Origin of the sequence: Oricola cellulosilytica (genome assembly GCF_019966575.1) — a bacterium.
GTDB lineage: Bacteria > Pseudomonadota > Alphaproteobacteria > Rhizobiales > Rhizobiaceae > Oricola > Oricola cellulosilytica.
Map to the genome: position 1 here is coordinate 905,579 of NZ_JAINFK010000001.1, position 21,268 is coordinate 926,846.

Genomic DNA, 21,268 nt, shown 5'->3' on the forward strand with positions numbered 1-21,268 from the left:
CGCACGCGCCTTGCCATCGCACAAATCCCCGGCGTTCGAACGATTCAATATTCAGTGGAAACGCTCTAACCTGATCGAAGCGCCGAATTTCCGGCCGCGGGTGAGAACCTGCCGGTATTTTTGCCGACCGGGTCGAAGTTAACCTTGCGTCAAATACGCTCGTTTAAGGTCCCGTCATTGTTGTTCCCGCGCTTTTTGTGCCGCCGGGAAGGTGACGGGATGGGCGCGTGTCCGGACAATCTTTCTTTCAACTCGTCGGTCCGCTGATTTTCCTGGTGTTCGCCTTCGGATTTGCCATCCTGTGGCGCTCCTTCAGCGAACTCCGGTCTGCGGGCTTCTTCGCGGCGTCCTTCCTGTTTCGCGCATTCGGCTTTCTGGCCGATTTCTCAAGACCGGTGCTGCAGCCGAATCTGGCGATCCTGGCGACTCTCGGATTCTATTCGATGGCCGGCGTCGCGTTCTGCGTCGGAGTGTTCCGTCTTTATTCGGTCCCCTTTCCCGGGAAGCGGTTCGCCGCCTTCATGATCGCCGCGGGCAGCGCGGTGCTGTGGTTCCGTTTCGCCGACGACAATCTGGCCCTGCGCATTGCCCTGGTCCACGGCACTGCCGCCGTTATCCTCCTTTATCTTCCGATCGCGCTGCATCGCCGGATGACGCGCCCGGTTGACCGGTTCCTGCAGTTTCTGCTGGCCGCCAACGGGACGCAGTTCATCGTGCGGACCGCCGTAACCCTGTCGCTCGAGGGCGGCGGCCTGACCCTTTCGAGCCTTCCCGATTCCCTGACCGCCACGGCGTTCCGGCTTGCGATCTCGGTTTCCACCGTCGTGCTGGCCGCCACGCTTTTCGCCATCTACGCGATCGAGGTCGTGAACCGGCTTACAACCCATGGCGAGACCGACCCGCTAACGAGGCTACTCAATCGCCGGGGATTCGACGCCCGGACGGATGAGATTTCCCGGAGGTTGAAAACGGGCGGGCCGGGGCATTGGATGCTGATTGCGGACATCGACGGCTTCAAGTCGATCAACGATACGCACGGACACGATGTCGGTGACAGAATCATCACTCATTTTGCCCGAATTCTCGCAGGAACGGCCCGCGAGCGAGACGTTGTCGTGCGGTGGGGCGGTGACGAGTTCGTTGTCATCATCGCCAACAGCGATCTGCGAACCGCGCGCCTCTTTGCCGAGGCGGTGCGTCTCGTATTCGAGCAGGCCGAGCACAGCGGCATGGCGGGGCACCGCGTCACCGCGAGTTTCGGCATTGCGCAATGGCAGGAAGGCGAGGCCGTTCGCGACGTGTACAAACGCGCCGACGCCGCGCTCTACGAGGCCAAGTCGCACGGCCGAAACTGTGCGCGGACAGCGCCATTCAACATCACGCCAACACCAATGAAAGAAGTTGGAACGTGACGGGTTGCCCGCCATAATTGCCCGGCGTATCAAAAATTCCATGACGATGATTCGGGCATTCATTCTGGGAACGATCAGCCTCGCCGCAACCGCCTGCCAAACCTATGTGGGCAGCAGCGCCGCGTCCTATGCTCCGGTCCCGCGCCAGGCGAGCTACCGTTGTGGCGATGGCGTCGATCTGATGATCCGGCGCGACGGTTCCGCCATTACCGTGACGGACAGCCGCGGCATCGCCGCCAGCGTTCCGGCGAGCCCCCCCGGGCAAAGCACCCGTTTCGCCGAAGGGATCTACGCGCTCATACTGGAAGGCCGCAACGCGACCTGGTTCGTTTCCGGCCAGACGCCGGTCGAGTGCCGCCGCTGACCCCTTCGTGGAGGGCCGAATCGCCGCCGGCAACAATCCGTTCCGATCTTTGCGGTCCGCCGAACGCCTTGCAATCGATTGAAAATCGGCGGTGGTGTTGCATTGCACCCAATTCCCATTAATGGATGACGGCGCGCGCCGTCTGAACTTTGACGGCGGGCCTGCCGCGTCCTAGAACGCTGGCATGACACGTGACCATTTCGAGGGAGCAGCACGCCCGTGAGCGCTTCGCAATCCGCCTCCGGAAGCAGCCGACCGCTTTCACCCCACCTGCAAATCTACAAGCCGATCATCACGATGACGATGTCGATCGCGCACCGATTGACCGGCATCGCGCTCTATTTCGGGACGGTGCTGGTCGCCTGGTGGCTGATCGCCGCGGCGAGCGGGGCCGAATATTTCGCCTTCGTCAACGGGTTTTTCGGCTCGTGGTTCGGCATCCTCGTGATGTTCGGCTACACATGGGCGCTGATCCATCACATGCTGGGCGGCCTGCGCCATTTCGCCTGGGATTTCGGCTATCTCATCGAGAAACACACGGCAACCAGACTGGCCTACGCGACCATCATCGGGTCGGTCAGCCTGACGATCGCGATCTGGATCGTCGGCGCAATCGCGAAATAGGCAAGGCAGGCAAGGAACGAGAGAATATGTCCATCCTCACCCCTTACAAGCGCGCCCACGGCCTCGGTTCGGCGAAGGACGGAACCGCGCATTTCTGGCGGCAGCGCCTGACCGCCGTCGCCAACGTTCCGCTGCTGATCGCCTTTGTCTGGATCGTCGCCTCCAGCATCGGCGCACCATATGAGGAGGTCCGGGCGATGCTCGGCCATCCGCTCGTCGCTGTCGTCCTCCTGCTGGTCGTCGTCAACGGCTTCTATCACGCCAAGCTGGGCATGCAGGTTGTGATCGAGGATTACGTGCACGCAGAAGGGGCCAAGATCGCTCTTGTGCTGGCCAACGTGTTTTTTACATTCGCGATGGGCGCGTTCAGCGCCTTCGCAATTCTGAAATTGGGGTTCGCCGGCTGATTGCGGCCGTGCGCTGAATCCGTTCGGTGATTCCGGGGATACGAGACCGATGAACGTCCACGACACGAATGCAGAAGATGCGGGTACCGCGCCGGGCTCGACCGGGCAGGCCTATCGCTACGAAGATCACAAGTTCGATGTCGTCGTGGTCGGCGCCGGCGGGGCGGGATTGCGCGCCACGCTCGGCATGGCCGAACAGGGCCTGCGCACCGCCTGCATCACCAAGGTTTTCCCGACCCGCTCGCACACGGTCGCGGCACAGGGCGGCATCGCCGCCTCGCTCACCAACATGACGCCCGATTGCTGGCAGTGGCACATGTACGACACGGTCAAGGGATCGGACTGGCTGGGTGATGTCGATGCCATGCAGTATCTGGCCATGGAAGCGCCGAAGGCGGTCTACGAGCTGGAGCATTACGGCGTGCCGTTCAGCCGCACCGAGGACGGCAAGATCTACCAGCGCCCCTTCGGCGGGCACATGCAGAATTACGGCGAGGGCCCGCCCGTGCAGCGCACCTGCGCCGCCGCCGACCGCACCGGCCACGCCATCCTGCACACGCTCTACGGCCAGTCGGTGAAGAACAACGCCCAGTTCTTCATCGAGTATTTCGCGCTCGACCTGATCATGGACGATGACGGCCGGTGCACCGGCGTCGTCGCCTGGAACCTCGACGACGGCGTCATTCATCGCTTCTCGGCGAAGATGGTCGTGCTGGCGACGGGCGGCTATGGCCGCGCCTATTTCTCGGCGACCTCGGCGCACACCTGCACCGGCGACGGCAATGGCATGATCGCGCGTGCGGGCCTGCCGCTGCAGGACATGGAATTCGTGCAGTTTCACCCAACCGGCATCTACGGCGCGGGCTGCCTCATCACCGAAGGCGCGCGCGGCGAAGGCGGATATCTCGTCAACTCCGAGGGCGAGCGCTTCATGGAGCGCTATGCGCCGAGCGCCAAGGATCTGGCCTCGCGCGACGTCGTCTCGCGCTGCATGACGATGGAGATCCGCGAGGGGCGCGGTGTCGGCAAGGACAGCGACCACATCTTCCTGCATCTCGACCACCTCGACCCAGCGGTCCTCAACGAACGGCTGCCGGGTATTTCGGAATCGGCCAAGATCTTCGCCGGGGTCGACGTGACCAGGGAACCGATCCCGGTTCTGCCGACCGTCCACTACAACATGGGCGGCATCCCGACGAACTACTGGGGCGAGGTGCTGAACCCGACAGCCGACAATCCCGACGCGGTCGCGCCCGGCCTGATGGCCGTCGGCGAGGCCGGCTGTGCCTCGGTTCACGGCGCCAACCGCCTCGGCTCGAACTCGCTGATCGACCTGGTCGTCTTCGGACGCGCGGCGGCGATCCGCGCCGGCGAGGTGATCGACCGGGAAGCGCCGATCCCCGAGATCAACGAAACGGCTTGCGAAAAAATCATGGAGCGCTTCGACCGGCTGCGGCACGCCGACGGCGGTACGCCGACCGCCGAATTGCGGCTCAAAATGCAGAAGATCATGCAGGAAGACGCCGCCGTCTTCCGCACCCAGGAGACGCTGGAGAACGGCTGCCGGCGCATGGACGAGGCCTGGAAGGGCCTTGCCGATCTCAAGGTCACCGACCGCTCGATGATCTGGAACTCTGACCTCGTCGAGACGCTGGAACTGGAAAACCTGATGGCCAACGCCATCACCACCGTCCACGGCGCGGAAGCCCGCAAGGAGAGCCGCGGCGCCCATGCGCGCGAGGACTACAAGGACGGGCCTCTCGGCGGGCGCGACGACGAGAACTGGCGCAAGCACACGCTGGCCTGGGTCTCGGACGACGGCAAGGTCACGCTCGACTACCGCGGCGTGCACACCGACCTGATTGCCGAGGGCATCGAGCTCGACAAGATCAAACCCAAGGCGCGGGTGTACTGAGGACGAAATTCGATGGTCGAAATGACACTCCCCAAGAACTCGCAGATCACCGAGGGCAAGGTCTGGCCGAAGCCGGATGCCGCGAACATCCGCGAATACAAGATCTACCGCTGGAATCCCGATGACGGGAGCAATCCGCGCACCGACACCTATTACGTCGACATGGACGATTGCGGGCCGATGGTCCTCGATGGGCTGTTATGGATCAAGAACAATGTCGATCCGACCCTGACGCTGCGCCGCTCCTGCCGGGAGGGAATTTGCGGCTCGTGCGCGATGAACATCGACGGCACCAACACGCTCGCCTGCACGAAGGGTATGGACGAGGTGACGGGCACGGTGAAGGTTTATCCGCTGCCGCACCTGCCCGTGGTGAAAGACCTGGTGCCCGACTTGACGAACTTCTACGCGCAGCACGCCTCGATTCAGCCCTGGCTGGAGACGAAGACGCCGGCGCCGGAGAAGGAGTGGCGGCAAAGCCACGAGGATCGCGCCAGGCTCGACGGGCTCTACGAGTGTATCCTGTGTGCCTGCTGCTCGACCTCATGCCCGTCCTACTGGTGGAACGGCGACCGCTATCTCGGACCCGCCGCGCTGCTGCAGGCCTATCGCTGGCTGATCGACTCCAGAGACGAAGCGACGGGCGAGAGACTCGACCATCTGGAGGATCCGTTCCGGCTCTATCGCTGCCACACGATCATGAACTGCACGCAGGCCTGCCCGAAGGGTCTGAACCCGGCCAAGGCGATTGCCGAGATCAAGAAGATGATGGTCGAACGCCGTTACTGATACGTTTGCCAGAGGTTGAATTGCCCCCGGTTTGACCCCCGTCAAACCGGGGTTTTGCGTTTCGGCCTAACGATATCCCCGAAACAGGAATAAATCCGATGGCAGAAACCGACTGGATCGCATTCACCGACCAGACCAACAAGCGCATGGCGGCGCTCCGCAAGGCCATTCCGGAGCCCGCCAAGGGGTTTGGCGAGCTCGCCAAGGCAACGATCTCCGCAGGTGCGCTCGATTCGAAAACCAAGGAACTGATGGCGCTGGCGATCGGCATCACCGCGCGCTGCGACGGATGTCTCGCCTTTCACGCCAAGGCAGCGCTCAAATACGGCGCGTCGCGCGAGGAAGTTCTCGAGACCATCGCCGTGGCGCTCTATATGGGCGGCGGCCCGTCGATGATTTACGGAGCCGAGGCGCTCAGCGTGTATGACGCCTTTGTCGCCCAAGAGGCAGGTTGATCAGCTCGCGGCGGCGATGCGTTCCAGCGCCAGCGCTTCGGCGACCTCATTGGTCGTCATTCCGGTCGCCTCGGCGCGATGGAAAATGTCGGCAAGCGTCTCCGGAATGTGACGCAACCTTGCGAAGGCTGCTTCGGCCTCGTATCCGCCGGGCTCAAGTTCCGCCGCCACATTGATCAGGCCGCCGGAATTGATCACGTAGTCCGGCGCGTAGAGTATGCCGCTTTCCTTCAGAAGCACGGCGTCTTCCTCGCGCGCCAGCTGGTTGTTCGCCGATCCAGCGATGATTCCGGCCTTCAGTTCGGGGATCGAATTTCCATTGAGCATGCCGCCAAGGGCGCAGGGGGCGAATATGTCGGCGTCGGCCGCATGGATCGCGTCGGCGGCGCACTTCCTCGCGCCGAATTCGCTCGTGGCTTCTCCGGCCCGATCGGCGTCGATATCGGCGACGATCAGCGCTGCCCCGGCGGCGTGGAGCCTTTCGCAGAGCGCCCAGCCAACCGCTCCGAGGCCTTGGACGGCCACCTTGAGCCCGGTGAGGTCTTCGCTGCCGTGGCGGTGCTCCACGGCGGCCTTGAGGCCCAAAAACACGCCTTCGGCGGTTATCGGCGATGGGTTTCCGCCGCCGCCGGACGAGGTGCCGGACACGTTCGGCGTCCGCGCGCGCAGATAGTCGGCATCCGCGAGGGTCATGCCGACATCCTCGGCGGTCCAGAAGCGGTCTTTCAGCGCCAACAGCATCTCGGCATAGGCGTCCAAGAGCTCCGGCGTTTTCGCGGTCCGCGCATCGGCGACGATCAGCGCCTTGCCGCCGCCGAAGGGGAGGCCGGAGATCGCCGCCTTCAGGGTCATACCGCGCGATAGCCGCAACACATCTGTCAGCGCCGCGTCGAAGGTCTCGTGCGGCCAGATCCGCGTACCGCCCAGCGCCGGCCCGAGCCTGGTATTGTGGATCGCCACGATCGCCTTCAGGCCGCGGGAGGGGTCCTCGCCCAGGAAAATCTGTTCGTGACTGTCGAAGGCATCAATCCGTGCCGACTCGCATGTGATATCGCGGATCGACAGCGTACCGGTTCCGCCCGTTATTTCGGTGTGGCCCACTGATTGAAGCATGACGCATCCTCCTCGCGCTGCATGCCGAAATCATAGTCTTTTTAGCGGGTTATTTGCTGTCGAACTTCACGCGGCACTGTTTCAAACAGATGCTCAAAACGCCCTGACCGGGAAATTTTATTGCGGTCACGGCAATTTATGCTGCAACGCAAAGAGATCGTCCGCAATGCAGCGCAATCGCCTTTCAGACGAGGCTGGCGTCGAGCGAAACGGTTATCGAAGCGAGCGCCTGCGAGACGGGACACTCTTCCTTTGCCTTGGTGGCTAGCTCGGAGAACTTATCCGGCTCCATGCCCGGCACTTCGGCCTTCAGCACCAGCGCGCTGCCCTTGATGCCCTCACCCGGCTTGATCTCGACGGTTGCCGTGGCCTCGAGCTTCTCGGCCGGCGTGCCGTTCTCGGCAAGGAGATGCGAAAGCTGCATAGCGAAGCATCCCGCATGAGCCGCCGCCAGCAGCTCCTCGGGATTGGTGCCCGACTTGCCCTCCTCATCCTCGAAGCGTCCGCGGAAATCGTAGCGCTTGTCTTTAAGAACACCACTTTGCGTCGTCAGGTGCCCGCGGCCCCCCTGGAGATCGCCTTCCCATACGGCCGTCGCATTGCGTTTCATGATCTGTCCCTTCCCAAAGTGGCGTCTGCGTTCAAATTCGACAAATAACCTGAACCGCCCGCCGCAAATTTCAAGACTGCCCGCCGCAAATAGCAGGGCCTTGGGATGGGGTAATGCGCGCCACCGCTTGGTGGAACCTTCCTCGTTACGCGCCGTTGGCGTATGCAATAGAACGTGAACGACCAGGCCCGGAGCCGCTATTGCTTTCGAACTTTGCTGATACGAGCCGAATGCTGCTGCACCGGATCGAGACCCGCTGGGACCGTGCGCGTTTTGCACTCCGCAACCGCGTCGGAATGGCAAGCAAGCCGATCGTCGTTCCCTACCGCGGCTATGGCGATACGCGCGAATTGTGGTGCAAGGGGCGGGTGATCGAAAACAAGGGCATCATCGCCGCACCGCACTCCGATTCCATTCTAGAGAACATCTGGCAGACCCTGAAGCGCTATGATTCCGACGAAATTCCGGGAGCCGAGCTTTCTTGGCGCTTCGGAGAGATGAGCGGGTCCGTCGTCACCGACGAGGAAGGGTATTTCGACTTGACGTTTCATCCGGGAGGAGAGCTATCCCGGGGGGCGCCGTGGCAAAGACTTCGGGTGCACCTCCTCTCCGCGCGTGGACGCGATATGAATCCGATCGAGGCTGAGGTCTGCATTCGCACGCCGTCGAAAAACGCTGCAATCGGTGTTATTTCGGACATCGACGACACCATCGTCGAAACAGGCGCGTATGATTTCCTGAAGCATTGGCGTACGGTGGTCGCCAACTCGGCCGAGAGCCGCCAAGTGTTTCCGGGGGTTCCCTCACTCTACTCGGCGCTCGCTGCCGGTTCGGAAGGCCCGCAGACCAATCCCGTTTTCTACGTTTCATCGAGTCCCTGGAACCTGTTCGATCTCTTCGAGCGCTTCATGATCCTGCATGACATCCCTCTTGGGCCGATGCTGCTAAAGGATTTCGGCCTAACGGAGACGAAATGGTTAACCGGGGGCCATGACGGTCATAAGACCGCAATGATCGAGGCCATATTCGCCCGCTATCCGGACTTGTCTTTCGTGCTGGTCGGCGATTCCGGTCAGCGCGATGCGCTGATCTACGCGAAGATCGCGGAAAATCATCCCGGCCGGGTTGCCGCCGTCTTCATCCGCGAGGTCGCCGACACCGCCAAGGGTGATCATATGGTGCGCATGCGCGAGACGCTGGACCGCCTCGCAATCCCCTTCGCGACCGGTTCTCATCTGGGTGGGGCCGCCGAGATCGCCCATACGCAAGGCTGGATCAGTCAGGACCAGCTCAATGCGGTGCAGCGCTCGGTTTCCCGGGAACAGGCCAAAGAGTAAGCCCTTCACGAAAGCGTGTTCCGAGATGATTTGAAGCGCCACGCATTTGGCTATTCTCTTCGGAAGAACGCGCGATCCGGAGAATTACATGATCCGTTCAATGATTTCCGCCGCGATCCTGGCCATATCGGCGTTTTCCCCTCCCGCTCTCGCCGAAACCAAGGCGCTGGTTGTAGCCGGTGGCTGCTTTTGGTGCGTCGAAAGCGATTTCGATCACGTCAGGGGCGTCACCGGCACTACGTCCGGCTATGCCGGCGGCACGATGAAGAACCCGACATACCGCAATCATGGCAAGCACCGCGAAGTGGTCAGGATAGACTATGACGGCACTGTCACGGACTATCGGACGCTGGTTTCGACCTTCCTGCGCACTATGGACCCGACCGATGCCGGAGGGCAGTTCTGCGACCGGGGGCGTAGCTATTCCTCCGCGATTCACGCCGCCACCGACGAAGAAAGGCGCATCGCGCAGGAGGAAGTCGCCCGCGCGCGGAAAGCGCTTGGCCGGGATATCGCCACACCGGTCGAAGGTGAAGCTACCTTCTACCGGGCCGAAGACTACCACCAGAACTACTATATGAGCGAGGTGAGGCAGTTGACCCGTTTCGGCCTCGTCACCCGCGCCAGGGCCTACAAGAGCTACCGCAAGGCCTGCGGTCGCGATGCCAGGGTGAAGCAATTGTGGGGAAGAGAGGCCTATACCGGCGTCGTCCGGAACGGCAGCTAATCGCTTTTCGGACTAACCTCCCGAAAACGTTTGAAGTTCCCGCGGGGGGCACTTATGTGCTGGTGCTGTACTTCCATGATATGAGCGTTATGTCATATTATCGATACAGAGATCGGTAAGAGAACGGCACACAGCCCCCGGACCCATGGCGATGGAATTTCAAAGCGCATCTTCCACCTTTACGGACATCGTGACCGGCCGGGCGGATTCGCGCGCGCCACAGACCGCGCACATCGTCGACCAGTTGATCGAGGAGCGTGGCCAGACTCTGGTCAAGCATCCGTTGTGGCCGCTGCTGCGCCCGGCGCTCTACAAGATGCTGTATTACGATCAGGCCGTTCGCATGGCCGACGATGTTGCCGAGCTTAGCGGCCTTGAATGCTTCGAATATGTCAGCCGGTTGCTCGAGCTCGACATTGTCGTGGAAGGCAAGGAGCACCTGCCGAAGGACGGTGCGTTCGTGCTTGTGTCCAACCATCCGACCGGGATTGCCGATGGCATCGCCGTTTACGACATGATCAAGGATGCGCGGCCCGACCTCGTCTTCTTCGCCAACCGCGACGCCGTCAGGGTCAACCAGCGCCTTTCGGAGATCATCATCCCGGTCGAATGGCGGACGACCGAGAAATCCCACGCCAAGAGCCGCGAGACCCTGGTACGCACCAGCCGCGCCTTTTCCGACGGCCGCGCAATCATATTGTTCCCCTCCGGCCGGATCGCCTATTGGTCGAAGGGCCGCCTGAACGAGCGGCCCTGGCAGGCGACCGGCATCCAGATGGCGAAGCGGTTCGACGTGCCGGTGATTCCGATGCACATGGGCGCCCGCAACTCCAAATTGTTCTATCTCCTATCGCACCGCACGCCGGAACTGCGGGACATGACGGTGTTCCACGAATTGCTCAACAAGAAGGGCCATCCCTTCCGCATTCGAATTGGCAAACCGATTGACCCGGCGGCGCTTGACGGCGACGTGCAGGATCTGACGGTGCGTCTGCAGCAGCACTGCGAGCACACGCTGCGCGCAGACCGGATGGCCGGTTTCCCGGCAGGCTGATCCGCCTCAGTGAAAATCCCGTGATTTCGGTATCACGCTGACATTGCGCGGATGACGACCGGCATTTGAGGGCTGGGGATTGACGACATGGTCGGCGCGCGCGAGGTCGGAGCGCAGGAGATCGTCCGAAAGGCCGGTGAGCCGATCGGTATCGTCGGTCATCTGGCGCGCCACTACATGGATCACGGCGTCGTCCATCTGTACCGTGCCGTGCACCGCCATCAGCCGCGCGCCCATGATCGTTTTCCGATATTTCTTCAACGCACTCGGCCAGACCACCAGATTGACGATACCGGTCTCGTCCTCGAGCGTGATGAACACCACGCCCTTGGCGCTGCCCGGCCGTTGGCGGATCAGGACGATACCGGCCACGGACACGAGCTGCCCGAAGCGAAGCGCGCGCAGGTCAGCTGCCCTGGTGAACCCCTGCCCCGCATAATCCTTTCTTAAAAATGACATTGGATGCGCCTTCAACGAAAGGCGCGTGGTTTGATAATCTGCGACGACATGCTCGCTCAGCGGCATTGCGGGCAGAAGCACCGGTGTGTCGGCGCCCTCGTCGCGCACGTCCTGATAGGAGAACAGCGGCAATTCGTGGGCGTTCTTGATCGCTTTGGCATCCCATAGCGCGGCGCGGCGGTCCTTGGCCAGCGACCGGAAAGCGTCGGCGGCGGCAAGAAGCTGAATGCCCCGCGTCGATAGCCCAGCGCGGCTGCGCAACTCCTCGACGCTCTCGTAAGGCATGTCGCGATGTTCGAGCAGCCGGGCTGCGTCGCCTTGGGAAAAACCATCGATTTGGCGAAAGCCAAGTCGCAGCGCATACTCCCGCGGGCCGTCCGGCATATCCGGAAGCGGCTCAAGCACATTGTCCCAGTCGCTGTAATTGATGTCGGCAGGCAGCACGGTGACGCCGTGTTCGCGCGCATCGCGCACGATCTGCGCCGGCGCGTAGAACCCCATCGGCTGCGAGTTCAGCAGTCCTGCGGCAAAGGCTGCCGGATAATGGCATTTCAGCCAGCTCGATATGTAGACGAGATGCGCGAAACTCGCCGCGTGGCTCTCCGGAAAACCGTATTCGCCGAACCCTTCGATCTGGCTGAAACAGCGCGCGGCGAAACCGGGATCGTAACCACGCTCCACCATGCGGCCGACCATCTTGTCCTTGTGGTCGCTCACCATGCCGCGCGAGCGGAAGGTGGCCATCGCCTTGCGAAGCTGGTTGGCTTCGACCGGCGAGAACCGGGCCGCGACCATGGCGATCTTCATCGCCTGTTCCTGGAAGATCGGCACGCCGAGCGTGCGTTTAAGGATGTTCTTCAGTTCGTCCGGATCGTGCTCGGGGCCGGGCGAGGGATACTCTTCGGGCTCCTTGTTCTGCCGGCGGCGCAGATAGGGGTGCACCATGTCTCCCTGAATCGGTCCCGGACGCACGATCGCGACCTCGATGACGAGGTCGTAGAAGGTGCGCGGCTTCAATCGTGGCAGCATGTTCATCTGCGCCCGGCTCTCGACTTGGAAAACCCCCAGCGAATCGCCCTTGCAGAGCATGTTGTAGACCGCCGGATCCTCCTGCGGGACGGTCGCCAGCGTGTAACGCCTGCCATATTGCGCGGCGATGATGTTGAGGCATTTGCGTATGCAGGTCAGCATGCCGAGCGCCAGCACGTCGACCTTCAGGATGCCGAGCGCGTCGATATCGTCCTTATCCCATTCGATGAAACTGCGCTCGGGCATGGCGCCGTTGCCGACCGGAACCGTTTCGGTCAGCGGATGCTGGGTCAGGATGAACCCGCCGACATGCTGGGATAGGTGGCGCGGCATGCCGATGAGCTGATCGGCAAGCGCGATGGTGCGCTTGAGATGCGGATCGGAAAGATCGAGCCCGGCCTCCCTTACCTCGGCCTCGCCGACCGAAGACCCCCACGATCCCCACACCGTCTTCGCCAGCGCGGTTGTCACGTCCTCCGACAGACCCATGACCTTTCCGACCTCACGGATTGCCATGCGGGGCCGGTAATGGATGACCGTGGCGCACAGACCGGCGCGGTTGCGGCCATATTTCTGGTAGATGTGCTGAATGACCTCCTCACGCCGCTCGTGCTCGAAATCGACGTCAATATCCGGCGGCTCCTTGCGTTCCTCGGAGATGAAACGCTCGAACAGCAATTCGTGCTGCGCCGGATCGACGGAGGTGATCTTCAGGCAATAGCAAACCGCACTGTTGGCTGCCGAGCCGCGGCCTTGGCAAAGAATCTCTTCTTCACAGTCACGCGCAAATTTCACGATATCCCGTATGGTCAGGAAGTAGCGGGAGATGTCCATCTTGGCCATCAGCGCCAGTTCCCTCTCCAGCGTCTCCCGCACGCTCTCCGGAATGCCATGCGGATAGCGCTCCGCCGCGCCCGCCCAGGTCAGTTCGGCCAGATACTCGTCAGCGGTCTTGCCGTCCGGCACCGTTTCCTCCGGATATTCGTAGCGTAGCTCGGCCAATGAAAACGTACAGGCGTCGGCGATGATGCGGCTTTGCGCGATTGCGTCCGGCCAGTCGGAGAACAGGCGAACCATCTCGTCCGGGCTCTTCAGATGGCGTTCCGCATTGGGGTGCAGGCGATGCCCTGCCTCGAAGAGGATCACCTTCTCGCGAATGCAGGTCATTACGTCCTGAAGCGGACGGCGCGCGGGCGTGTGGTAATGTACGTCATTGGTCGCAACGAGTCTCAGGCCATGCTGTCCAGCGAGCCTTGAAAGCCGGTTGATGCGCGCGCGGTCGTCGCCACGATAGAGATGCGCCGCGGCGATGTGGCGGAATGCGGGCAGGCTTTGGCGGAGACGGGGAAGATCGGCGGCAAAGGCATCGAGGTCTTCCTCCGGGATGGCGATCAAGACGACATCGTCAGCTTGCGTCCCCAGAGCTTCAGCAACCATGGAAAGCGTCAGGTCACAGGCACCCTTTTGCTGCCATTCGCCGTTTCGGTCCTCCATCTTGCCCGCCGACAACAGCCGGCAAAGGCGACCATATCCTGCCCGGTTCTTCGGATAGGCGTAAAGCGAAGGCGCATCCAGAAGATCGAGACGGCAACCGATCACCGGCCGCATTCCGGCCGTCGAGGCCTCGGTATGCAGGCGAACGGTTCCTGCCATCGTGTTGCGGTCGGCGATGCCGAGCGCGTCGTAGCCGAGCAGATGCGCCGTCAGCACCAGGTCAACGGGATCGGACGCCCCCCGCAGGAAGGAGAAATTCGTCGCCAATCCCAGCTCCACGAAGGGCGCGGGTGGATTGGACGTGAACCCTTCCTGCCCGGAGATCGTTCTTTTGCCGGGTGTGAGCGGGGCTTCCGGCATCACGCATCCAGTCCGTGAATGAACCACAGTGGCAGCCCGCCCCTGCCATCACCCGGAAGCCCTTGGCGGAAAATCCAGTAACGCCGGCCCTCGCTGTCCTCGATCCGATAATAATCGCGCAGACGCGCTGTCGATTTCTCGCGCCACCATTCCGGGGCGATCCGCTCCGGACCCTCACTTTTATCGATCCGGTGCGTCTTGCGCCGCCAGACGAACTGCGCCGGCGGGCCGTCCGGCAGTGAATAGAGCACCCGCACCTCTTCCGGCTGTCGAAGCAGGCGGAGCGGCCGCTGCAGCTTTCTGCCGATCATTACCGGCTCGGCGGCATCCTGCGCTCTGGCCGGAGCAAGGATCTCTGCGCGCTCCGGGATGTGGCTGCCACGCGCTACCGGCCGCGTCACCGCGGCGGGGCCGAACCGGGTGTTCAACCGGTCGATGAGGCAGAACAGTTCGACATCCTTCACGTCTTCCCCTGTCAGTTCCTTTTGAATCCCGTCTAGTTCCTCATGGACGAGGACGTCGAGCGTCATCACCTCGAAGCCGAAGCCCGGATCGAGCGTTTCGAGCTTGCCGTCGAATAATTTGGTCAGATGCGCGGTTTCCCGGCTGCCCCGGCTGGTCGCCACCTCAACTGTCGAAACCCCGCCACTGACGCGGAAACCGGTCAGGCGCAGGCGCCGCGCGCCGGCACCGCGTTCCTGCATGCGCCGCACGACATCGCCTGTCAGTTCGGCTAGGACGAAGCGGACGCTTTCAAGTTCGCCGATCGGTTCGGCTAGCCGCCGCATGGCGCGCAACAATGGCGGGGGTTCTTCCGCCATCAGCGGCTCGGCAAGGCGGCCCATGGCCTGGTCCAGGCGCAGAACCGGATTGGCGGAAAGCGCGTTATCGCGCCGGAACCGCCGGACCAGCGCCGCGCGCGGCACGTCCGCCACCGCGCCGACGGACTTCAGCCCGAGCCGTTCGAGCAGCACCACGGTCCGGGCGTCGATCCTGAGCGCGGCGACAGGCAATAGCGCAAGCATCTCCGCCAGATCGTCTTCCGTGCACATGCTGCGTGGTTTCGCTGCGTAGCGCGCCAGCGCCCAGGCAGCGCCGGTCGTCGGCGCAACGGCTGCGCGTATCGTCAGGCCGGCCGCCGCGAAGGCGCGGGCCATGTCGTCCAGCATCGCTTCCTCACCGCCCCACAGATGGTCGGACCCGGTGGTGTCGAGCAGCAGCCCGTCGCTGTCATCCGTCCTGGTCCAGGGACACCATCGCCGCGCCCAGTGCGACAGCCGGGCGAGATCCTTTTCATCTTCGCCCTCCTCCGCATCCTCGACCCGAATTGCCGGCACCAGCGCCCGCATGTCGGTGACGCGGGCACCGCGCTTCATGCCAAGCTTCGCCGCTATGGCGTTGACGCCATGAATCACCGGCCCATGCGCACCTTGGCGCGCCAGTACGACCGGTTCGGATTCAGCCGGCGCGGGAATACCGTAATGGCGGCTCCTCCAGCGCTGGATCGCGAAGTGGGGAAGAAAGATCGAGACGATGCGCCTTTGCGTCATAGCCCGCCTCCCAGAGGCCCGGCCTGCTGTCGCGCGCGCGAAACAATTCCGCCCGCCAGCGCGGAACGCCCGGCGCCTGGGGATCGTAGGGATGGGGCGCGGAGATGGAAGACGTAACACGCCAGCGCGAGCGGGCCGCCGACAAGCTGGACCCAGCCGCGAAACGGATCAGGAAAACTTGTATCCCGGTACGCTCGGAACGCATGGCGAGCCGCTTCGTCGCCGTGAAGTCGAGCGCCGCCGGATCTCCCCATATCTCGCCGATGACGGCTGCGAGGGCGCTGCATTTCAGCCCCTCCTCCATTGCCCACAAGACACCTGCCGCGTCCGATGCGCATACGGCGATGAGCTTGTGGCGGTCTGCGCCGAAGCGCTCCAGGCCCTGCCCGTAAGGGCGGCCCATCTCCTCTGCGCACATGCGGTCCTGAACCCATAGAACGGGCTTTCCGGCCGGTATCTGCGCCAAGGCGAACCCCGCAGCACCGGCGTCGCGTGTTGCTCCCATGAGTTCGGCCAGTTGCGGCTTCGGGAACGGGCGAAGTGTCTCGCCTCTGCGCAAATCAGCGGCGTGGCGCACGTTGGCGCCTTTCCGGGAATCCGGCGCAAGGACAGTTTTCTGCGAATGGCCATTCATTCCCATCAGACATTTGTTCTCTTTTTGTTCCAACAATAAAACATCCGAATCCCTCGGAGAGTCAATCGCGGAATTGCATAAGGGTTTAAACCGGCGCGACCGGCACCCTCCCTGCGTCGATGGAAAGCCGAGCGGTATCGCCCTTCATACTGGATCGGATTTTCCGGAAACTGGAGCGGGCGATGGGATTCGAACCCACGACCCCAACCTTGGCAAGGTTGTGCTCTACCCCTGAGCTACGCCCGCTCGGCGCCTGAAATCGGCTGCCGCTCTATGCCGCAAGCGCAAAACGAATGCAACACCAAATTCGCACGATTTCCGTGACGGCCTTGTGCGCTGCCCCGCTTGCCAAAAGCGGTCCCCGCCGCCTATTCAGGCAAGCATCCGGAACGATGGAAAGCCGCATGACCGCCGCCTCAGAAAACCCTCGCCACGATCCGTTGACCCGCGACGATCTTTCCGCCTTTCTCGGCGAACTCGGCATCGAGGCCCCGACCAGGGACCATCCGCCGGTTTTCACCGTGGAGGAATCGAAGTCGCTGCGCGACGCCATACCCGGCGGCCACACCAAGAACCTCTTCCTGAAAGACAAGAAAGGCCGGCATTTCCTGCTCACGGTGGGCGAGGATGCGGTTATCGACCTGAAAACGATTCACGGCCTGATTGGGGCGAGCGGGCGTGTCTCTTTCGGCAAGCCCGAACAGATGATGGACTATCTCGGCGTCGTTCCCGGCGCCGTCACCGCCTTTGGCGTGATCAACGACCGCGACGGCGCCGTCACGCTGATTTTCGACGAGGAACTGATGGCTCACGACGTCATCAATGCCCACCCGCTGACCAATGCCGCCACCACGTCGATCCGCACGAGCGACATGAAACGGTTCGTCGAGGCGACCGGCCATTCCTTCAACGTCTTGAATCTCTCGTCACAAGGCGCGACATAGGCGCCACAGAAGAAACGCACGACGTGCAAGGGAACAGATCATGAGCGCGAGCGACAATCCGTTTGCCCCGAACTCCGCCTCCGGTGAATACGGCGCCCAGACCGTGGGCCTGGCCGAGGAAAGGCAAGCGCCAGCCGCACCACGACCGGACGGGCTGCTCGGCGGCCCGCTGGCCGGGGGCGACCTGATCAAGGACACGACGACGGCGAATTTCCAGGCCGATGTGATCGCCGAATCGCGCAATCAGCCGGTTCTGGTCGATTTCTGGGCCCCCTGGTGCGGGCCTTGCAAGCAACTGACGCCCAAGCTCGAGGATGCCGTCCGCAAGGCAGGCGGCAAGGTCAAGCTGGTCAAGATGAATATCGACGACCATCCGTCAATTCCCGGCCAGATGGGCGTGCAGTCGATCCCGGCGGTCATCGCCTTCCATAACGGCCAGCCCGTAGACGGCTTCATGGGCGCGGTTCCCGACAGCCAGTTGCAGGAATTTATCGGCAAGCTCGCCGGCGCGGCCGGCGGCGCTCAGGAAGAAGCGCTGAAACAGGCGCTGGAAGCCGCCGGGACCGCGCGCGAGGCCGGCGACACCAATCGCGCCGCGCAGATTTACTCGATGGTGCTCGACCAGATGCCCGAAAATGCCGCCGCCTATGCGGGTCTGGCGGGCATGTTGTTCGACGCCGGCCAAGCGGACGACGCACGGGCGATGGTCGAGCAGGCTCCGGAAGCGGTCGCCAGGTCGCCGGAACTCGCCTCGGTTCAGGCGCGAATCGATCTGGCTGAGAAAGTCGCCGATATCGGCGATCCGGCGGCGCTCGAGAAGCGGCTGGCCGACAATCCGAAAGATCATGACGCGAAGTTCGATCTGGCCCAAATCCGCAACGCTACGGGCGAGCACGAAGCCGCCGCCGAGTTGCTTCTGGAGATTATGCGCGACGACCGCGAATGGCGCGACGATGGCGCCCGCAAGGAACTATTGATGTTCTTCGAGGCATGGGGCCCCGCAGATCCGGCGACAGCGCACGCGCGGCGCAAGCTCTCGAGTATGCTCTTCCGCTAGCGATGGTGCCCACTTGAGATCGGTCGCTACCGCTCCAGATTGGAGGAAGACGCCGTCGAAGAGGTGTCGATTTAGATATGCACGCAGGCAACAAAACCTACAGTTCGATCAAGGATATCCCGGATCAGGTACCGGTATTTCCACTTTCCGGCGCGCTGCTTTTGCCGGGCGGTCAGATGCCGTTGAACATCTTCGAACCGCGTTATCTTGAGATGATCGATGCGGCCTTGCGCGGCGACCGCGTCATCGGAATGATCCAGCCAAAATTCAGCGGTGAAACCGGCTCGCCCGATAAGCCCAATCTGTGCTCCGTCGGATGCCTTGGCCGGGTGGCATCCTTTGCAGAATCCGGAGACGGCCGTTATCTGGTTTCGCTGCAGGGTATCTGCCGTTTCCGCGTCAGCGACGAAGTTCATGTGCGCACCCATTTCCGCCAGTGTCGCATCATTCCGTTTGCGTCCGATCTGACGGAGGATCAGGATGACGGAGCGGCTGTGGACCGCGAGGAGCTTCTGCGCGTGTTCCGTGCTTATCTCGAGGCGAACGAACTCGAGGCCGATTGGGAAAGCGTTCAAAGAGCCGGCAACGACACGCTGGTCAACGCCTTGTCTATGATGTCGCCCTACGGCCCGGCGGAAAAGCAGGCGCTGCTCGAGGCGCCTGACCTGAAGAGCCGGGCCGAGACGCTGATCGCGCTGACCGAAATGTCGCTCGCACGCGACAAGGACGACAGCGGCCGTACGCTGCAGTAAGGTCGGCGTAAAGCGGGAGCTTCAACATGGCGCAGAACCGTTCAGAAACCGGCGATCTGGACCCGAAACTGCTTGAGCTGCTTGTCTGCCCGCTGACGAAGACCCGGCTGCGCTACGATGCTGGGAACGGCGAACTGATCTCGGAAGCTGGAAAGCTGGCCTATCCGGTGCGCGGTGGGGTTCCGATCCTGCTGCCCTCCGAGGCCCGCACGCTCGACAATTCCTGATGGAGATGGATGGAGCCAAACGGACGCGCGGCGCGGCCAAGCGCGAAGCCTTGGTGCAGGCGGCGGCCGAATTGTTCTGGATACGCGGTTTCGAGGCGACAAGCCTTGCCGACATCGCTGCGGCTTCAAACGTGCCGCTCGGCAATATCTACTACTACTACAAATCGAAGGCCGATCTCGCCATGGCCGTCGCTAACCTGTTCGTCGCGCAGACCGAACGCCTCGTAGCGGACGTCTGTGGTGAGACGCCCGACCCACGCGAGCGGCTGAAATTCTTCGTGGCGCGCTTGCAGTCGACGCAGTCGAGCCGCGTCCGCTACGGATGCCCGATTTCCGGCGCGGCGCGGGATTTTCGCCGCACCATGCCGGAACCTTCCGCACGCGCGGCAGAGAGTTTCTCACTCCTGACGGGCTTTCTCGCCGCCGAGCTTGGTCGAACCGGCGCCCGCCCTTCCGTCTCCCTGTCAAGGGCGCGTGCAGCGATTGCCGACTGGCAGGGATCCATCGCGCTCGCCCATGCGTTGAACGAACCGACGGTGCTGGCCGAATGCTTCCGGCGCATGGAGCGGCTACTGACGGCTGCCCGGTAATTCTTCTCAGATCGGTTCGCCCCGCAGAAGCCGCGGCGAGGTACCCGACAGACCGGCAGCCTGACCAATGAAAAACCGTTTCAAGCCGGGCATCCGGTCGACGATGCCGAGACCAACATCGCGCACGGCGCGCAAGGGGCCGAAATTGTTGGAGAACAGACGGTTCAGAACGTCCGTTGTGACGCCCATCTGAACCGTATCGAAGCGCCGCCAGCGTTCGTACCGCTGGAGAACGTCAAGCGCGCCTATGTCCTGGCCGAGGCGATCGGCCTCGACAATCGTTTCGGCGAGCGCGGCGGCGTCCTTGAAGCCAAGATTTAGTCCCTGCCCGGCGATCGGGTGGATGCCGTGCGCGGCATCCCCCGCGAGCGCGATACGGGGTTTGACGAAATCGCGCGCCAACGTCAGTCCGAGCGGATAGGCCCGCTTCGCCCCCTCAACGTGGATTTCGCCCAGTTTCAGGCCGAATCGCTTCTCCAGTTCAAGGTCGAAGCTGAAATCGTCGCCTTCGAGCAGCCTTTCGGCGGTCCGTTTCGATTCGGTCCAGACAATCGACGACCGGTTTCCCGAAAGCGGCAGGATCGCGAAAGGTCCCGCGGGCAGAAAGTGCTCTTCGGCGCGGCCGTGATGCGGTCGTTCATGCGCGATTGTCGCAACGATGCCCATCTGGCCGTAGTCCCAGTGAACGGTCTTGATTCCGGCCATGCCGCGCAGCGCCGAGCGCACGCCGTCGGCGGCGATCAGGAGGCGCGTACGAAGTTCCTCGCCGTTCGAAAGCGTGACCGACAGCGCGGCCGCGCCTTGCGTTTCGGAAAATGCCGTCGCCGCCACGCCTTGCGTGATCTCGACCCCGCATTCGGCGCATTTTTCGCGCAGCGCGCCATTCAACTCGACGTTTGGCACCATGTGCGCGAACGGTTCGCCCGGAGTCACCTCGCCGTCGAACGTCAGGAACACCGGACGCACCGGATCGCTGGTCCGACTGTCGGTAACGATCATCTCCAAGATCGGCTGTGCGTCGTCGAGCAGGGGCTGCCAGCAGCCGAGTTCGTCGAGCATCCGGCTCGCGGCCGCGGCAACCGCCGAGGCCCTTCCGTCCTTCTTCCAGACGCCCTCGGGCGCCGCGTCGACGACGCGCACCTTCAGGTGCGGAGCCGCTGTCGCGATCGCCACCGCCGTCGCCAGGCCAACGTAGCCCGCGCCCGCAACCAGCACGTCGACGGGGCCGTCTTTCCTTTTTCTGCCTTTTCCAGTCGGCTTGCGCCGTGCCGTCGCCGCCATCGATGATCTCCTTGTCGCGAACCGCCTGGCCGCCGCATCGCCTGCAACCTTGACTTGCCGCCGGGCGGCTGTAGCAAGGCGCAG

General features: G+C 62.9%; 21 protein-coding genes and 1 tRNA gene. 15 read left to right on the top strand and 7 right to left on the bottom strand.

What is annotated here, in order from left to right:
- Positions 1–227 precede the first annotated feature (227 nt).
- The 7 genes from LC298_RS18095 (at position 228) to LC298_RS04400 (ending at position 5,966) form a co-directional block, all read left to right on the top strand.
- Positions 228–1,412, top strand: a complete 1,185-nt coding sequence (locus LC298_RS18095; RefSeq protein ID WP_131564306.1) for a GGDEF domain-containing protein — start codon at positions 228–230, stop codon at positions 1,410–1,412.
- 40 nt (positions 1,413–1,452) lie between these two features.
- The gene (locus LC298_RS04375) at positions 1,453–1,776 is read left to right on the top strand and encodes a hypothetical protein (protein ID WP_131564304.1); all 324 of its coding nucleotides are present in this window, start codon (positions 1,453–1,455) and stop codon (positions 1,774–1,776) included.
- 219 nt (positions 1,777–1,995) lie between these two features.
- On the top strand, positions 1,996–2,400 hold the full coding sequence (gene sdhC / locus LC298_RS04380; RefSeq protein ID WP_131564302.1) for a succinate dehydrogenase, cytochrome b556 subunit: 405 nt from the start codon (positions 1,996–1,998) through the stop codon (positions 2,398–2,400).
- Between the two features lie 26 nt (positions 2,401–2,426).
- A complete protein-coding gene (gene sdhD, locus LC298_RS04385; protein ID WP_131564300.1) occupies positions 2,427–2,807 on the top strand; it encodes a succinate dehydrogenase, hydrophobic membrane anchor protein in 381 nt (126 codons plus the stop codon).
- Positions 2,808–2,856: 49 nt separating this feature from the next.
- A complete protein-coding gene (gene sdhA, locus LC298_RS04390) occupies positions 2,857–4,722 on the top strand; it encodes a succinate dehydrogenase flavoprotein subunit (RefSeq protein ID WP_131564298.1) in 1,866 nt (621 codons plus the stop codon).
- 12 nt (positions 4,723–4,734) lie between these two features.
- Complete coding sequence (locus tag LC298_RS04395; protein WP_131564296.1) at positions 4,735–5,511, top strand: succinate dehydrogenase iron-sulfur subunit; 777 nt, start codon at positions 4,735–4,737, stop codon at positions 5,509–5,511.
- 98 nt (positions 5,512–5,609) lie between these two features.
- Positions 5,610–5,966 (top strand): carboxymuconolactone decarboxylase family protein, encoded by a 357-nt coding sequence (locus tag LC298_RS04400; protein WP_131564294.1) that lies wholly within the window; start codon positions 5,610–5,612, stop codon positions 5,964–5,966.
- On the opposite strand, the gene LC298_RS04405 is transcribed toward LC298_RS04400, so the two are convergent.
- Both LC298_RS04405 and LC298_RS04410 read right to left on the bottom strand, forming a co-directional pair.
- The gene (locus tag LC298_RS04405; RefSeq protein ID WP_131564292.1) at positions 5,967–7,079 is read right to left on the bottom strand and encodes a Leu/Phe/Val dehydrogenase; all 1,113 of its coding nucleotides are present in this window, start codon (positions 7,077–7,079) and stop codon (positions 5,967–5,969) included.
- Between the two features lie 184 nt (positions 7,080–7,263).
- Positions 7,264–7,689 (bottom strand): OsmC family protein, encoded by a 426-nt coding sequence (locus LC298_RS04410; RefSeq protein WP_131564290.1) that lies wholly within the window; start codon positions 7,687–7,689, stop codon positions 7,264–7,266.
- Between the two features lie 200 nt (positions 7,690–7,889).
- Here LC298_RS04410 and LC298_RS04415 point away from each other — a divergent pair, with 200 nt between their 5' ends.
- The 3 genes from LC298_RS04415 to LC298_RS04425 all read left to right on the top strand — a co-directional run bounded on the left by LC298_RS04415 (position 7,890) and on the right by LC298_RS04425 (position 10,807).
- On the top strand, positions 7,890–9,026 hold the full coding sequence (locus LC298_RS04415) for an App1 family protein phosphatidate phosphatase (RefSeq protein WP_158284651.1): 1,137 nt from the start codon (positions 7,890–7,892) through the stop codon (positions 9,024–9,026).
- A gap of 88 nt (positions 9,027–9,114) precedes the next feature.
- On the top strand, positions 9,115–9,753 hold the full coding sequence (gene msrA / locus LC298_RS04420; RefSeq protein ID WP_131564286.1) for a peptide-methionine (S)-S-oxide reductase MsrA: 639 nt from the start codon (positions 9,115–9,117) through the stop codon (positions 9,751–9,753).
- Positions 9,754–9,904: 151 nt separating this feature from the next.
- Positions 9,905–10,807: a 1-acyl-sn-glycerol-3-phosphate acyltransferase gene (locus LC298_RS04425; protein WP_131564284.1), complete on the top strand. Its 903-nt coding sequence runs from the start codon at positions 9,905–9,907 to the stop codon at positions 10,805–10,807.
- A gap of 6 nt (positions 10,808–10,813) precedes the next feature.
- Here the strand turns inward: LC298_RS04425 and LC298_RS04430 are convergent, their stop codons facing one another.
- The 4 genes from LC298_RS04430 to LC298_RS04445 all read right to left on the bottom strand — a co-directional run bounded on the left by LC298_RS04430 (position 10,814) and on the right by LC298_RS04445 (position 16,579).
- Positions 10,814–14,149, bottom strand: a complete 3,336-nt coding sequence (locus tag LC298_RS04430; protein WP_131564282.1) for an error-prone DNA polymerase — start codon at positions 14,147–14,149, stop codon at positions 10,814–10,816.
- A complete protein-coding gene (locus LC298_RS04435) occupies positions 14,149–15,699 on the bottom strand; it encodes a Y-family DNA polymerase (RefSeq protein ID WP_131564280.1) in 1,551 nt (516 codons plus the stop codon). Before LC298_RS04435 ends, LC298_RS04430 begins: the two co-directional genes overlap by 1 nt.
- On the bottom strand, positions 15,608–16,366 hold the full coding sequence (locus tag LC298_RS04440) for an ImuA family protein (RefSeq protein WP_223385529.1): 759 nt from the start codon (positions 16,364–16,366) through the stop codon (positions 15,608–15,610). The genes LC298_RS04435 and LC298_RS04440 overlap by 92 nt, the downstream gene beginning before the upstream one ends.
- 138 nt (positions 16,367–16,504) lie before the next feature.
- A tRNA-Gly gene (locus LC298_RS04445) sits at positions 16,505–16,579 on the bottom strand.
- A 158-nt stretch (positions 16,580–16,737) separates the two neighbouring features.
- Here LC298_RS04445 and LC298_RS04450 point away from each other — a divergent pair.
- The 5 genes from LC298_RS04450 to LC298_RS04470 all read left to right on the top strand — a co-directional run bounded on the left by LC298_RS04450 (position 16,738) and on the right by LC298_RS04470 (position 19,903).
- Entirely contained in the window at positions 16,738–17,277 is a 540-nt protein-coding gene (locus LC298_RS04450; RefSeq protein WP_223385530.1) for a prolyl-tRNA synthetase associated domain-containing protein, read from the top strand.
- 40 nt (positions 17,278–17,317) lie between these two features.
- Entirely contained in the window at positions 17,318–18,334 is a 1,017-nt protein-coding gene (gene trxA, locus LC298_RS04455; protein WP_131564275.1) for a thioredoxin, read from the top strand.
- Between the two features lie 77 nt (positions 18,335–18,411).
- Positions 18,412–19,086, top strand: coding sequence for an LON peptidase substrate-binding domain-containing protein (locus LC298_RS04460; protein ID WP_131564273.1), 675 nt, complete (start codon positions 18,412–18,414; stop codon positions 19,084–19,086).
- A gap of 26 nt (positions 19,087–19,112) precedes the next feature.
- Positions 19,113–19,313, top strand: coding sequence for a Trm112 family protein (locus tag LC298_RS04465; protein ID WP_131564271.1), 201 nt, complete (start codon positions 19,113–19,115; stop codon positions 19,311–19,313).
- A complete protein-coding gene (locus tag LC298_RS04470) occupies positions 19,313–19,903 on the top strand; it encodes a TetR/AcrR family transcriptional regulator (protein ID WP_131564269.1) in 591 nt (196 codons plus the stop codon). Before LC298_RS04465 ends, LC298_RS04470 begins: the two co-directional genes overlap by 1 nt.
- Positions 19,904–19,909: 6 nt before the next feature.
- On the opposite strand, the gene LC298_RS04475 is transcribed toward LC298_RS04470, so the two are convergent.
- A complete protein-coding gene (locus LC298_RS04475) occupies positions 19,910–21,184 on the bottom strand; it encodes a ubiquinone biosynthesis hydroxylase (RefSeq protein WP_131564267.1) in 1,275 nt (424 codons plus the stop codon).
- Between the last annotated feature and the right edge of the window lie 84 nt (positions 21,185–21,268).